The following is a 15,546-nucleotide window of genomic DNA, read 5'->3' on the forward strand; positions in this document are numbered from 1 at the left end:
AACAAAAGGGACAGTTATTGAAAGGGTGGTTATATGATAGATTTAGTTCCCAATTTAGATATTGATTCAAACAGACCATTGTATGTACAGTTATATGAATATATCAGGGATGAAATACTTAATGAACGAATTGCTAAAAATGAAAAGCTTCCATCTATAAGGCAATTAGCAAATAGTCTTGATATAAGTAAAACTACTATAGAAAACGCATATCAGCAATTATCGGTAGAAGGGTATCTATATAGTTTGCCTCAAAAAGGATACTATGCAAGTTCTTTTGATAAGACTTTTGTTACAAGTAAAAAGGATACATATGAATCAGTGAGAGAACAAAGAGTTAAAAAAATGATTAAATATGATTTTAAAAATGAATATGTGGAAGAAAATAACTTCGATTTTAATTTATGGAGAAAATATATGAACAGAGTACTTAGTTATGATTACAAAAAATTGTATACAGTAACTGATGTGCAAGGGGAGTTAGAATTAAGAGATGAGATTGTTAAATATGTCAGGAGATCAAGAGGGGTATCTGCTAATACCAATAGAGTGATTATTGGTGGTGGTGTACAGTATTTACTTAATATTCTTAGCACGTTAATGAAAAAAATTAATATTAATGAATGTGCTTTTGAAGACCCTGGATTTAATAGAGCCAAAAATATTTTTATGCATAATAGTTTTAATATAATTCCTATACCAGTAAGAGAAGATGGAATTGATCTGAATGTTTTAAAAAAATCTAATACAAAATTATGTTACGTCAGCCCATCTCATCAATTTCCTACTGGTACTGTTATGAGTGTAGATCAGAGGATTAAACTTCTAAAATGGGCGAGCGAAAATAAAGGTTATATCATTGAAGACGATTATAATAGTGAGTTGCGTTATTCGGGTAAACCTATTCCTTCTATGCAGAGTTTCGATAAAAATGAAAATGTCATTTACTTAGGTTCATTTTCTACAATATTGGTACCTTCAATAAGAATAAGTTACATGATTTTACCTGATAAGTTAATTAACCTTTATAATGAAAGCAAAAACAGATATATACAGACAACATCTAAAACAGAGCAATTAGCTTTAGCGTCATTTATGAAAGAAGGCATGTTTGAAAAACATATAAGAAAGCTCAAAAAAAATTATGCCAAAAAAAATCAACTATTAATTCAAGCTATAAAGAATTACATGGGAGATAAAGTAGATATCGGTGGAATTGACTCAGGTCTTCATATGGTGCTTAACATAAATACTGATTTATCAGAGAAACAAATAATAGAAAAAGCATTGCACAATGAAATATTGCTATCTGGTATTGCAGAATATACAATTGTAAAAAGATGTAAAGACAAACCTATTATTATTTTATCATATAGAGGAATCGATTATGATAATATTGAAAAAGCTGTAAATCTGCTTAGTAAAATTGTTTAAATCAAATAAATTTATAATAAAAATAAGCTATCTGTGATATACTATAAGTATGTGAGTATTAATAGTAGTTATTATATTTTTTGAATCAAACAGGAGCTGATTGATGTGAAAAAAAGAGCACTACTTGTCAATGATTCTAGATTTGAAAGTCTTATAATGAAAGATATGTTGAATAATCTAGGTTATGATGTTGAACTTGCTGATGAGTTTGATGCGTTGTACGAAGCTGAACAGTTTGAACCTAATATTGTTATAGTCAATTATATTATGAGGAAAACAAAGGGTGATAAGTTAATTAAAGATATAAAAGATAGTTTGCCAGAAAGCAAATGTCTACTATCTTCAAGTAATTCTATTAGATACGAAAAAATAGAAGATAGTGTAGATGGTATTTTGCATACACCATTATCAATGTTTACATTGAAAGATAGTCTGAAAAGAATAGGGGAAACAGAAGATATTATCCGTTTTATGGGAAAAGAAGATAAAGCCAGTACAAATCTAAATTATTGTCCTTATTGTGCGAGTAATTTAAGTGAATTTGATAAAGGTATAATCTTTTGCCCATACTGCGGTCATACCATAAAACAAAAAGCAAAATGAATCAATGGGGACGGACCTTTTTGATTCATTTTTTTACGATTGACAATATTTTTGAAGGTTATTTAATTAATAAATTAGGATGAGCCATTTGAAAAAGGTAACTAAATATTTATTATAAATTTGAATCAAAAAGGTCCGTCCCCAATGATTCACAAATGGGGGTTGACAATATGGATTTATTGCTATATAATTAATACTAATTTAATAATAAAATTCGATGATTGAAAGTAGTAGGAATTGTTTGTAATTATAGAGAATCGGGGATGGTGGAATCCTGATATTAACAATGATTCTGAATGGATTCATGAGAAGTATGGTGAACGTTTGTTGCAAGTAGCTAATACCGTTTTTCCTACGTTATAAGGATAGGATATGTTAGTATCTGAAAAAGTTAAGCACATAATAGGTGGCATAGCGAAATGTAACTTCGTCCTAATAAAGACGGGGATTTTTTGTTTTTTAGGAACATTTTTTGAGTATAGCTACAAAACCTATTAATATGTGTTTGAAGTTGGGTGGTACCGCGAGTAACACTTCGTCCCAATAATGGATGAAGTGTTTTTTTATTGCCTTTTTAGATACATCTCATCGAATAAAAGTTAGATGCATTATATTAAATTCAAAAATTATTAGAAGGGATGATGAATTATGAAACATCAATTTGGAAAATTTGGAGGACAATATGTACCAGAACCAGTAATCAATGCTTTAAATGAATTGGAGACAGCTTTTAATGAAGCTATGAAAGATGAAGAATTCAAAAAAGAATATATGTATTATATGAAAGATTATGTTGGAAGAGAATCTCCATTATATTATGCAGAAAACATGACTAAAAAACTAGGTGGAGCTAAAATCTATCTGAAAAGAGAAGATCTTAATCATACAGGAGCACATAAGATAAATAATGCCATAGGACAGATATTGCTTGCCAAAAGAATGGGTAAGAAAAAAATAATTGCTGAAACTGGAGCAGGACAACATGGAGTTGCAACAGCTACAGCAGCAGCTATGTTCAATATGGAATGCGAAATCTTCATGGGAGAAGAAGATACTAGGAGACAGAAACTTAATGTATTCCGAATGCAATTATTAGGTGCAAAAGTCACACCAGTCACAAGAGGTACAAGAACTCTAAGTGATGCGGTTGATGAGGCAATTGAAAAATGGGTTGAAAGAATAGAAGATACTTTTTATTTATTAGGTTCAGCAGTCGGACCACACCCATATCCAACTATGGTTCGTGAATTTCAAAAAATAATAGGCGAAGAAGCATTAAGACAGATTAAAGAAAAAGAAGGACGACTTCCTGATTATTGTATTGCTTGTATAGGAGGAGGAAGTAATGCAATAGGTTTATTCCATGAGTTCAATCAATATGAAGAAGTTAATCTTATAGGTGTTGAAGCTGCTGGAAAAGGGATTGATACAAATTATCATGCTGCGACTATGGCTCTTGGAAAAGAAGGGGTTGCTCATGGTATGAATACTCTTTATATTCAAGATGAGCAAGGTAATATGTGTCCAGTTTATTCTATATCAGCAGGACTTGATTATCCAGGAGTCGGACCTGAACATGCTTATCTAAAAGAAACAGGTAGAGCTAAATATGTATCTATCACAGATGATGAAGCAGTCAATGCATTTTTATATCTATCTCAAACAGAAGGAATAATACCTGCTATTGAGAGTTCACATGCACTTGCATACACTATGAAATTTGCACCGACTCTTGATGACGATAAAATTATTATAGTGAATTTGTCAGGTAGAGGAGATAAGGACGTTGAAGCAATAGAAGATTATTTGAAAGCAAATAACAAGCCAATCAATCTATAAATTATATGTTTTAAAAAGGTGGGAAATTATTATGGATATTATTCTAACAGGAGACAGACCCACAGGTAAACTTCACATAGGACATTATGTTGGATCATTAAAGACAAGAGTCTCCATACAAGGGAAATATGATAAAAGTTTTATTATGATAGCAGATACACAAGCATTATCAGATAATGCACTTAATCCGGGAAAAGTAAGAGATAATGTTATAGAAGTAATGCTAGATTATCTATCTATTGGTTTGAAACCAGAATTAAATACTTTTTTCATACAATCTCTAGTACCAGAATTAGCAGAGCTTACTATGTATTATATGAATTTCGTTAATCTTGGAAGGTTATCAAGGAATCCAACGGTAAAAGCGGAAATGAAGCAAAAAGGATACAATGATAAGATTCCCGTTGGATTTTTATGTTATCCGATTAGTCAGGCAGCGGATATAACCGCTTTCAAAGCTAATTTAATCCCAGTTGGGGATGATCAGCTTCCAATGATTGAACAGACGAATGAAATAGTAAGGCGAATAAACAATCATTTTAATAAAGATATCCTAAAAGAATGCAAACCATTACTTTCAGGTGTTCAAAGATTACCAGGAATTGATGGAAGAGCTAAGATGAGTAAATCTCTTAATAACGCAATATATCTTAGTGATAGCAGAGAATGTATAATAAAAAAAGTAATGAGTATGTATACTGATCCTAATCATATCAGAGTAGAAGATAAAGGTAATGTGGAAGGAAATGTCGTATTCAAATATTTAGATGCATTTGATACTAGAAAAGATGAGGTAGAGAAGCTGAAACAGCATTATGAAAAAGGCGGTTTAGGTGATATTACAATTAAGAAAAGATTAATTGAAGTCTTAGATGAAGAATTAAGTCCAATAAGATTAAGAAGAAAGCAATTAGAAAAGAATAAAGAAGAATTATTGATTATGTTGAAAACAGGAAGTGAACATGCACGAAATATAGCAGCAGACACTTTAACCGAATTAAAAAAAGTATTCTGTCTGGATTATTGATAATAATAATTAAATAATAATAAGTATTTAATACATTATGCCTAGATGTCTTGTAAAATCTAGGCATAAACTTTATAATGATATTATTATGTTGTTATAGGGAGAATGTCTATGGAATGGTGTAAAATTATGATTGTAGATGATGAATACCTATTAAGGCAAGGTATCATACATATGCTAGAATGGGAAAAGTATGGGTTTAAAGTTGTGGGGGAAGCAACTAATGCTACACAAACATTAGAACTGATAGAAAAAATACATCCACATATAATTCTATGTGATATAGTTATGCCTAATATTGATGGTATAGAGCTGTCTAAGATTATTAAGAAACGTTATCCTAATATTGAAATTGTTATATTAAGCGGTTATGATAACTTTGAGTATGTTAAAACTGCATTTAAACATGGGGTTGCAGATTATGTTTTGAAACCAACTTTAACAGCAAATCAATTATTAGATATATTGATACCACTACAGAAAAAGTTTGTTAAACCTGTTTGTCCTGTTGAAGAAAAAAACAGTATGGATGAACAACTTCTTAAAATGTTGGAAGATAAGGTAATAGATGAACATATATTGAATGATTGTTTCAATAAATCAGAGTTCACTATAATAGGATATCAGCAATTAAAGAGTGATTCAGTTGATAATAATCTAGTTAATGATAAGATAAAACAAATCTTCTCAAATTTTTTTTGTATATACATAGGTAAATCACAAGATATACATATTTTTATAATTAATCATGATAAAGAAGATATAAATGAAATCAATGACAAATGGGATTTATTGACTAACAGCTTGAAACCCGAGATAATAACAGTTTTTTTAATGAAGATAGAAGAAATAGGTTCTTATGCTAGTTTACTGATAGCTTATGATGAAATTAAGAATTTATCACAATATCATTTTTATGGTTATGAACAGTCACATATCAGTATTTCATTTAAAACATATAAAACAAGAAATAAAATAAAGTTTGATACTAAACAATTTATGCAATTGGCTTCTTCCGAACCAGTTAATGCTCTTGAATATCTAGAAGATTATCTAGAAAAATTGACGTTTCAAAATGGATTAAAAGGTAGTGAAATAAAAGCTATAGTACAAAATGTAATATATAATCTTTTTAACATTATCTTAATCAACGAAGAGAAATATGAAGAAGTAAATACTAAAAAAATAATTTTTTTCAATAATATATCTAACGCTACAACTCTAGAAGACATAATAGAATATTTCAATGACATTAAAAAATATATTGAATCATTAATTGAAGTAGGAACAACAGATAAAATGATGAAACAGATTCTGGATTATATTAATATTAATTATGAGAAACAAATTAATCTACAAGAAATTGCTAATGAATTTCATATAAGTTATTCATATCTGTCAGCCTATTTCAATAATAATTATAAAGAAAGCTTCAATGATTACCTTAATAGAGTGAGAATACAAAAAGCTAAAGAATTCCTTGTAAACCCTTCTATTCAGATATCCTATGTAAGTGAATTAGTTGGATATTCTTCCCCTAATTACTTTACTAAAGTTTTCAAGAAATTAACAGGTTATACACCTACGACATATAGAAGGATGTATATGAAATGAAGCTAAAGAGAAAAATAGGTGATACATTTAAGCTGACTTTATTTACTAAGATTGTATTCGTAACTTTATGTAGTCTAATAATATCTACTATTTTGGTAGCTACAGTAACAATAAGTACAGGAGAAAAATTATACATCAATACATATAATACATCTAATCAAAAAATAGGAGATAGGATAGTTGATGAACTTGAAAATCTTAATTATAGAGCATACAATTTAATGGAAGAATATAGCCAGAACAATAACTTGAAGGTGTATTGTACTGAGCATTTACCTTCCTCAGAAATTTTTTATAAAAAATATAGTTTACAGAATGAACTTCAAAGGATTAATTACAATTATGGAATGACCATGTTCAATATTTTTGTCATAGGAAATAATTTTAACTACTATACAGATAATTATATAGGGGTTACTTCAAAAACAAAAGAAAAAATAATGTCAATGGATTTCTATCAATTATATAAAAAAAATCCATCCAATACTTATCACTATATTTCTAGTGGATTTAATGGATATGCTTCATCTGAACCATCTATTGTAATTACCAAGGGGTTGGTAGATCCCATAGACAATACTTTTTTTGGAGATATGTTCATTAGTATTACAGAAGAAAATTATAGCACATTATATAAAAAATATATGGTAAGGGGTAACGATGTAATAATATTAAGTAAAACGGGACGAGTTTTATCAGGTAGCATGAAAAATTACATTGGCAAAGATTGTGATGATATACTTTTAATGGTTAAAGAGTCAATTAAAAGCTCTAAATATGTACGAACTCAATTTAACGAAAAACCTTATCTACTGACAGCTAGATACTTACAGGATATGGACTTTTATCTAGTCATATTAAGTGATACGAGTATTGTATCAAAAGTCTATCTAGAATCAACACATCGTATTATACTTTTGGCAATAATTATTGCACTACTTACTTGTTTTATAATACTCATAATAACTAAGAGAACTACTAGTAAGTTAACTAAATTGGTTGATACAATGGAAGTAGCAACAGAATCTAATTTTAAGCAACAAGTTCCAATAGATGGAGGATATGAAGTTAGAAGGTTAAGTACTGCTTACAATCAGATGGTTTTGGAGCTTCAATCCTATATTGATAAATTGATGAAAGAACAGGAGCAACGAAGAGTTGCAGAATTATCTGCCCTACAGATGCAGATAAATCCCCATTTCATGTATAATACTCTGGCATCAATTAAATATCTGGCATGGCAGGGAGATAATAATAAAGTAGATGAAATGATAAATGCTTTTATTGCTCTATTACAAAATACAATATCCAAGACAGATGAAATGGTAACGGTTCAAGATGAAATAAATAATCTTAAGAATTATGCCAAAATAAATAGTATGCGTTATGGAGAAAGGATACAGGTATCTTATTACATAGACGAAAAAGCATTAGAGGTATTGATACCTAAACTATTGCTACAGCCACTAGTAGAGAATGCATTCTTTCATGCATTTTCAAATAAACAAAAAGGTGAAATTAAGATATTTATTTCTTTATTCAATGATATATTAACATGTGAGATTATTGACAACGGTGATGGTATAAATAAAATATCTAGTGAAAAGACTAATTTTAAAACATATTGTAAAAGTATAGGACTAGATAATACAAGACAAAGATTAAAACTAGTGTATGATGATAAAGCAAAATTATATGTGCAAAGTACACCTAATATTGGAACATCAGTTAAAATAGTAATAGCTGTCAAATAAATGACAGCTTTTTTTCTACTTTCAATTTTCTTGAAAATCTTTTATGAGTCTTTGTTCTTAATCTATCAAACATAAATATTTACTAATATTATAAAAATATTACTATAATAACCATTAAATTACAATAAAATAGTAAAAGATTACTAAACTACAATAAAAAATTACTAAAACAGCTATAAAAAAGGTGGTAAAATACTAATTACAAAACAAATAATTTATTAGAAATTAACAATAAGGAGGAAGTTTTATGAAAAAGATTATGGGATTATTGTTGACAGTTGTATTAGTCATGGGTTTATTTGTAGGATGTGGTTCTAAAAATAAAGAAACTGAACCTACAGGAGGTAAAGATAATAATCAAGTCAGTGATGAAGGTAAAGATTCTACTGAAGATGTCTCAACAGATAAACCAAAAGTAGGAGTAACAATCTATAAGTTTGATGATAACTTCATGACTTACACAAGAAATGCTATGACATCAGCAGCAGAAGGTAATGCAGAGCTTATTATGAATGATTCACAAAATAACCAATCAGTTCAAAATGATCAGGTTGATGTAATGATCAGTAAAGGCGTGGATTCTTTGGTTATCAATCTAGTTGACCCAGGAGCTGCACCAACAATTGCAGACAAGGCAAAGGCTGCTGGTATACCAGTAATATTCATTAATAAAGAATATCCTGATGGAACAGATAAAATAGATTATGATAAATCTTGGTATGTAGGAACACAATCAAAAGAATCAGGAGATATTCAAGGAAAATTAGTAGCAGAGGCATGGAAAGAGCATCCTGAATGGGATCGTAATGGTGATGGAAAGATGCAATATGTAATGATTATGGGTGAACCAGGACATCCTGATGCAGAAGCTCGTACTAAATATTCTGTAGAATATATTAAGAGTGAAGGTATTGAAGTAGATGAACTAGAAAAGCAAACAGGTATGTGGGATGCAACCAAAGGAAAAGAATTAATGACAACTTGGTTAGGAAAAGAAGGAGACAAAATAGAAATGGTTCTATGTAACAATGACGGTATGGCACTAGGTGTAGTAGAAGCATTAAAAGCTGATGGATATTTCTCAGATGATAAGTTCATGCCTGTTGTTGGAGTCGATGCTATACCTGAAGCTCTTGATCTAATACAAGGGGATATTATGCTTGGAACTGTACTTAATGACCCATTAAATCAAGGAAGAGTTTCTATTGAAATGGCAATAAATGCCGCTCTAGATAAAGATGTTTTAGAAGGATTAGATTTTCAACTTGATGAAACAAAAGCAGTTAGAATACCATATCAACCTATAACAAAAGATAATTTAGGAATAGCAAAAGAAGCATATGGAATGGAATAGATAATAAATTAATCAAAAAAGCAGGTAAGGTTATTGATAACCTGCCTGCTAATCTTTTAGGTGCGGTGATGAATATGAATGAGCAAAATAAATATGTTTTAGAAATGAAAGGTATCACTAAAGAATTCCCAGGAGTAAAAGCTCTAGACAATGTAGATTTTGCTTTGAAAGAAGGTACTGTCCATGCATTAATGGGTGAAAATGGTGCTGGTAAATCTACTTTGATGAAATGTTTGTTTGGTATATTTATAAAAGATTCTGGATTAATTAAAGTATCAGGTAAAGAAATAAATTACAAAAATCCAAAAGAAGCCCTTGAAAATGGAGTTTCAATGGTTCATCAAGAGCTTAATCAAGTCATACAGACTAGAGTTGTAGATAATATCTGGTTGGGACGTTTTCCAATGCAGGGATTAGTAGTTAATGAGAGATATATGTATAAAAAAACCAAAGAGATATTTGAAGAATTAAATATCGATATTGATCCAAGAGAGAAAATCGAGAATTTATCAGTTTCACAAGCACAGATGGTTGAAATAGCAAAAGCTGTTTCCTATAATGCTAAGATTGTAGTTATGGATGAACCTACTTCTTCTCTCACAGAAAAAGAGGTACACCATCTATTTAAAATAATAAATAATTTGAAGTCTAGAGGTGTAGGCATAATATACATTTCCCATAAAATGGAAGAAATATTGGAAATAGCTGATGAAGTAACTGTTATGAGGGATGGGAAATATATCGCTACAGAGTTAGCCACTAATCTTACTACAGATACAATCATAAAGTTGATGGTAGGGAGAGATCTGACTAACCGTTTTCCAGAAAAGAAAAATAAGCCAAGTGAAATTGTTCTACAAGTCAAAGATCTGAAATCTTTCTATTCACCAAAAGTAAAAGGAGTCAGTTTTGAACTCAGGACTGGTGAGATATTAGGAGTTGCAGGACTCATGGGTTCTAGAAGAACAGAATTACTGGAAACCATATTCGGTATACGTAAAAAAGAATCAGGTGAGATATTTCTGCATGGTAAAAGAGTCAAGAATAATAATGCTAGAGAAGCAATAAAAAATGGATTTGCACTAGTAACTGAAGAAAGAAGAAAAACAGGGTTGTTCGGAGGTCTATCAGTTTATTTTAATAGTATTATTTCCAATATAGATAGGTATTGCAGAGCGGGTGTCATTAGAGAAGCGAAAGCAAGAAAGGATACCAAATGGGTTATAGAGAGCCTAAGTGTAAAAACGCCATCTGAAAAAACCAAGATTGGTACTCTGTCAGGAGGAAATCAGCAAAAGGTAGTAATAGGAAAGTGGCTATTGACTAATCCAGAAATATTACTACTTGATGAGCCTACAAGAGGTATTGATGTTGGTGCTAAATATGAGATTTATCAACTTATCAACGAATTAGCTTGTAATGGTAAAAGCGTTATAGTTATTTCATCTGAAATGCCGGAGTTGTTCGGTATAACAGATAGAATACTTGTTATGAGCAATGGGTATCTGGCAGGTTGTGTCGAAACAGCTAATACTTCACAAGAAGAAGTACTTGCACTTGCAGCAAAATATATATAGAAAGGATATAATTTCATGGATATAAAATTAAAAAAAATCAAGATAGATAAGAAAAAAGTAAGTGAAATACTTCTTAAATATGCAATATATTTTGTACTACTTATAATGATAATAGTAATTATTATAAAAGACAGTTCAATAGTATCATGGCGCAGCTTGGCAACAATACTTACTCAAGCCTCAACAAGATGTATGCTTGCACTTGGTGTAGGTGGTATTATTGTTCTAGCAGGAACTGATCTATCTATTGGTAGAATGGTAGGATTGGCAGGAGTACTAGGAGCTAGTTTGATGCAGGCTCCTGAATTCTCCAGAAGGATATTTCCTAACCTACCTTCCTCTGGATGGTTTATAGCACTTATTATTTTATTTATAGTTCTAGTAATAACTTTTATGTCTTTTATAAATGGATGGTTGACTGCCAAATTACATATCACTCCATTTATTGCAACGCTGGGTATGCAGTTGGTACTATATGGAATTGCTTCCAGTTACTATAATGCTTTAGGTGGTTCACCGATTACTAGCTTGAATGAAGATTTCAAGTACATAGCGCAAGGTAAATTGTTAAGTATTCAATTTGGAAAAGACGAGTTCTATATTTCTTTCCTTATGTTATTTGCAATAGTATCCATAATATTCATCTGGTTCATATGGAACAAGACCAGGATAGGTAAAAACATGTTTGCAGTAGGCGGAAATGCTGAAGCGGCAGCTGTTTCAGGTGTAAGCATTGTCAAGACAACTCTAATAATATACATAGTAGCAGGGGTACTATATGGTATGGCTGGTCTCCTTGAATTAGGTCGTACAGGGTCAGCTACTAACAACTTAGGTCTAGGTTATGAATTAGATGCAATCTCTGCTTGTGTAGTTGGTGGTGTGTCACTAATGGGTGGAGTCGGTTCAGTAGCAGGTATAGTCACAGGTGTTATCATTTTCCAAGTAATCAATTTCGGTTTGGCCTATGTTAGTGTAGATCCATACCTTCAATACATAGTTAAAGGTATGATTATACTTATTGCTGTAGCTATAGACACTAGAAAATATATTAAGAAAAAATAATATAATAATCATGTAAACTGGAGAGTGTTTATATATGATAGAGAATTATGATATCAAAACAATTATTGCATGTGGATTTTATATAATTTGTGTAATAATAGGAGTAGTATACTTATATAAAAAAAGACGGTATATTAAAGAGGGGACATTAAATAAATCACATGAAGAAATTTATAATAATAATAAATGATAATATATATTAGTTGTAAATGAATATAAAAATAAGGTATAATATAAGAGTTAACTGTTAGAGGGTTAACTCTTATATTTTTAAGTTTCTATAGATATATACTTATTGGCATATGGTATATTATAATAATAATTCCATATGAATCAAGATAGGTAGTTAAGATAATTCAAATATGTATTTTAGTATCAGTACAACATGAAATACATAATAATATATGAATAAATAGCCCCGAAAGCTTATATTTACTTTAGAAGATTATAACAATAAATACGGTGGTTAATTAGCGACCATGAATGATTGAAAGATATATTCAGTCATAATGGTATTTACATTAAAAGGAGAGTGATGATTATAATTAATGTTATTAATCAAGTTGACCAGAATATCATACTATATATATTTAACCATTTAAGGACACCGATACTCGATGACATAATGACTTTTTTCTCTAGCATAGGTGATTATTTCTCCATTTGGATAATTATATGCATCCTATTGATGATTAGTAAAAAATATAGGACAGTCGGCTTCATAGTAGCTATGGTATTACTCACAAACACTATTATAGGAGAACTGATATTAAAAAATGCCATAGGGAGAGTAAGACCCTACGATGCGCTTAATCTGGATATTGTTATTAAACAGCTAAGTAGTTATTCTATGCCATCGGGGCATGCGCTTAGTAGCTTTTCTGTTGCATTTGTAGTATTATATCTGGTGAAGCAATGGAAAATATATGTTCCAGTTCTAATACTTGCTATTGCTATAACATTATCAAGAGTTTATTTATCAGTACATTATCCTACAGATGTTTTATTAAGTGTACTCATAGCATTTATAGTATCTACTGTAGCGATAAAAATCGGTAAGAAAAAAGGACTAATCAATGGGAAATATTAGAATGATTCATTAGCAATCATAGATTAAAATATTTATAGAAGGAGTAGTAATATGTTTGATTATAATGAGTATTATTTAAAAGAAAATGAACCTATTTTAAGTGACTATGAAAAATCAATAGAAGTTATTAAAAATATAATGTTTGACACTGAAAGTAAAGAAGATTATGGGAAGTATTTCAATACATTGAGTAAATTCATAATCATGGTATCTGACCATGAAAAAGAATTGAATGATGAGTATTTCAAAAATAATACATTCCAACAATTAAAAGAAAACAACTATAAGATGTATGTGGATATATTACCTAGCAATTATGATACATGCTATGGTAATCCTAGTTACGCAGTTAATCAATTTGGTGAAGACTTAGGTGAAGTCTTGACATATTTATATACAAGGGTTTTTGAATACATAAGATTCGCTTACCAACATAAAATTTTCATGATGAATAGAGTAAACCAGTTATTCATCAAATTCTATAATCACATGATGAATAATGATAATGTATCAATTGATGAACTTAAGAAATATATATCAGATGATTCAAAAGAATTTGTAGAAAAAGAAGTTGATATGTATATCAATGAAATGGCCAATCCAGAAAGAGCATATCTGGTGGATATGATAGAATGTGATGACCTCACAGACTTAAGATATTTATTCAAATACGGACTCTACATTAGTGACAATGAAATCAAGATTGCAGAATATCTTAATAGTATACCAAAAGAAAAAGTCAAATATATGGCTGATGTAATGTCAGAAGGCTATCGTGTTGGATTCATAAGAGACAATAAAGACATTTCAATAAAATCATCAGTAAGCTTAAGATATTTTGTGGGTTTTGAACGTGTAATGAAAGAAGTAATGACCAATTTTGAAAAATTGAATCTCAAGTCAATCATAAGTATAGAGACAAGTACCAATATTGAATATGGTCATACTCTAACGAAGTTACAATCCACTAGTCCTAATAAACAGTATTATTATGACCATAGATATGATTATGCTTTATATTTGAATGAGGAATATTGTGAGTTGAAGACTAAGGTATACGAAAAATACGTTGAGAAAAATGGAAAAATATTATATGCTCAAGGAGGACCTGCATTACTTGAGGGGTTTGGTGAAAAACCATTTTATCCTAAGTCCAAAAAAGAATGCATCAGACTCAATGATGAGCAAACTAAATTAGAAAGAGTTTACTTGTTGAAAAACAAAAAAATACTTAGTAAATATTTTTCAAATGAAACTTATAGTTTTACATATATATCCTATCCAATTCCAGAAATAGGAGACCAATTCGAAGATATATTCGATGCTACTATAGATGTCAATACTCTTGATGTGGACTTATATGAAAAAATACAACAGAAAATCATAGATACATTGGACCAAGGTGAGTACGTTCATGTAAAAGGAAAAGGTACTAATAAAACAGATATATTAGTCAAATTACATGAATTGAAAAATCCAGAAAAAGAAACTAATTTCCATAACTGTCTGGCTGATGTCAACATACCTCTTGGTGAAGTATATACATCACCAACATTAAAAGGCACTAACGGTACACTCTTCGTTGAGGAAGTTTTCCTTGCTGGATATAAATACAATAACTTAGAAATAACATTCAAAGATGGTTTTATAGATACTTATACTTGCACTAATTTCGATGATCCTGAAGCAAATAAGAAATATATGTATGAGAATCTTATATTCCCTAATGAAACACTACCTATTGGAGAATTTGCTATAGGAACCAATACAACAGCTTATGTGATGGCTCACAAATATAATATTGAAAACATTCTACCGATATTGATTACTGAAAAAACAGGACCTCACTTTGCAATAGGGGATACTTGTTTCTCATGGGGAGAAGATATTCCAGTATTCAATGACGATGGAAAAGAAATAATTGCAAGAGACAACGAGAAATCAATATTGAGGAAAACAAATATTAATGAAGCCTATACAGGTAAACATACTGATATAACAATACCATATAGCGGACTTGCTTCAATTGATGTTATAACAAAAGATAAAGAACGTATTGGTATAATTAAAGATGGAAGATTTATACTTCAAGGAACTGAAGAATTGAATAAAGCACTTGATGAAGCTTAAAATTAACATCGTAAAAGATTTTTGTTTGTAGAATAATAAGAAATAGTCATATGCAATAT

At 30.1% G+C, this 15,546-nt stretch carries 11 protein-coding genes and 1 other annotated feature; all 11 genes read left to right on the forward strand.

The window, feature by feature from the left end:
- Nucleotides 1–33: 33 nt before the first annotated feature.
- The 11 genes from pdxR (at nt 34) to QMG30_RS22640 (ending at nt 15,487) form a co-directional block, all read left to right on the forward strand.
- Complete coding sequence (gene pdxR, locus QMG30_RS22590; protein ID WP_281819348.1) at nt 34–1,434, forward strand: MocR-like pyridoxine biosynthesis transcription factor PdxR; 1,401 nt, start codon at nt 34–36, stop codon at nt 1,432–1,434.
- Between the two features lie 105 nt (nt 1,435–1,539).
- A complete protein-coding gene (locus tag QMG30_RS22595) occupies nt 1,540–2,037 on the forward strand; it encodes a response regulator (protein WP_281819349.1) in 498 nt (165 codons plus the stop codon).
- A gap of 208 nt (nt 2,038–2,245) precedes the next feature.
- Nucleotides 2,246–2,583 (forward strand) — a binding site (T-box leader).
- 102 nt (nt 2,584–2,685) lie between these two features.
- Entirely contained in the window at nt 2,686–3,876 is a 1,191-nt protein-coding gene (gene trpB, locus QMG30_RS22600; protein WP_281819350.1) for a tryptophan synthase subunit beta, read from the forward strand.
- Nucleotides 3,877–3,907: 31 nt separating this feature from the next.
- Nucleotides 3,908–4,903, forward strand: a complete 996-nt coding sequence (trpS, locus tag QMG30_RS22605) for a tryptophan--tRNA ligase (RefSeq protein WP_330680827.1) — start codon at nt 3,908–3,910, stop codon at nt 4,901–4,903.
- A 111-nt stretch (nt 4,904–5,014) separates the two neighbouring features.
- A complete protein-coding gene (locus tag QMG30_RS22610) occupies nt 5,015–6,517 on the forward strand; it encodes a response regulator transcription factor (RefSeq protein WP_281819351.1) in 1,503 nt (500 codons plus the stop codon).
- On the forward strand, nt 6,514–8,271 hold the full coding sequence (locus QMG30_RS22615; RefSeq protein ID WP_281819352.1) for a sensor histidine kinase: 1,758 nt from the start codon (nt 6,514–6,516) through the stop codon (nt 8,269–8,271). Before QMG30_RS22610 ends, QMG30_RS22615 begins: the two co-directional genes overlap by 4 nt.
- Nucleotides 8,272–8,518: 247 nt before the next feature.
- Nucleotides 8,519–9,625 (forward strand): galactose ABC transporter substrate-binding protein, encoded by a 1,107-nt coding sequence (locus QMG30_RS22620; protein WP_281819353.1) that lies wholly within the window; start codon nt 8,519–8,521, stop codon nt 9,623–9,625.
- A 68-nt stretch (nt 9,626–9,693) separates the two neighbouring features.
- Nucleotides 9,694–11,202, forward strand: coding sequence for a galactose/methyl galactoside ABC transporter ATP-binding protein MglA (mglA, locus tag QMG30_RS22625; RefSeq protein WP_434784584.1), 1,509 nt, complete (start codon nt 9,694–9,696; stop codon nt 11,200–11,202).
- Between the two features lie 15 nt (nt 11,203–11,217).
- Entirely contained in the window at nt 11,218–12,267 is a 1,050-nt protein-coding gene (gene mglC, locus QMG30_RS22630) for a galactose/methyl galactoside ABC transporter permease MglC (RefSeq protein WP_281819357.1), read from the forward strand.
- A gap of 535 nt (nt 12,268–12,802) precedes the next feature.
- Complete coding sequence (locus QMG30_RS22635; RefSeq protein WP_281819359.1) at nt 12,803–13,357, forward strand: phosphatase PAP2 family protein; 555 nt, start codon at nt 12,803–12,805, stop codon at nt 13,355–13,357.
- 51 nt (nt 13,358–13,408) lie between these two features.
- Nucleotides 13,409–15,487 (forward strand): aminopeptidase, encoded by a 2,079-nt coding sequence (locus QMG30_RS22640; protein ID WP_281819362.1) that lies wholly within the window; start codon nt 13,409–13,411, stop codon nt 15,485–15,487.
- Nucleotides 15,488–15,546 lie beyond the last annotated feature (59 nt).

This window comes from Vallitalea longa (genome assembly GCF_027923465.1).
Classification (GTDB): Bacteria; Bacillota; Clostridia; order Lachnospirales; family Vallitaleaceae; genus Vallitalea; species Vallitalea longa.

Excerpts from the sequence above, each read along its gene's own strand:
- QMG30_RS22635 (WP_281819359.1), top strand. The coding sequence starts at position 12,803 with ATGATTATAATTAATGTTATTAATCAAGTTGACCAGAATATCATACTA.
- QMG30_RS22620 (WP_281819353.1), top strand. The coding sequence starts at position 8,519 with ATGAAAAAGATTATGGGATTATTGTTGACAGTTGTATTAGTCATGGGT.
- trpS (WP_330680827.1), top strand. The coding sequence starts at position 3,908 with ATGGATATTATTCTAACAGGAGACAGACCCACAGGTAAACTTCACATA.
- mglA (WP_434784584.1), top strand. The coding sequence starts at position 9,694 with ATGAATATGAATGAGCAAAATAAATATGTTTTAGAAATGAAAGGTATC.
- pdxR (WP_281819348.1), top strand. The coding sequence starts at position 34 with ATGATAGATTTAGTTCCCAATTTAGATATTGATTCAAACAGACCATTG.
- QMG30_RS22640 (WP_281819362.1), top strand. The coding sequence starts at position 13,409 with ATGTTTGATTATAATGAGTATTATTTAAAAGAAAATGAACCTATTTTA.
- mglC (WP_281819357.1), top strand. The coding sequence starts at position 11,218 with ATGGATATAAAATTAAAAAAAATCAAGATAGATAAGAAAAAAGTAAGT.
- QMG30_RS22615 (WP_281819352.1), top strand. The coding sequence starts at position 6,514 with ATGAAGCTAAAGAGAAAAATAGGTGATACATTTAAGCTGACTTTATTT.
- trpB (WP_281819350.1), top strand. The coding sequence starts at position 2,686 with ATGAAACATCAATTTGGAAAATTTGGAGGACAATATGTACCAGAACCA.
- QMG30_RS22610 (WP_281819351.1), top strand. The coding sequence starts at position 5,015 with ATGGAATGGTGTAAAATTATGATTGTAGATGATGAATACCTATTAAGG.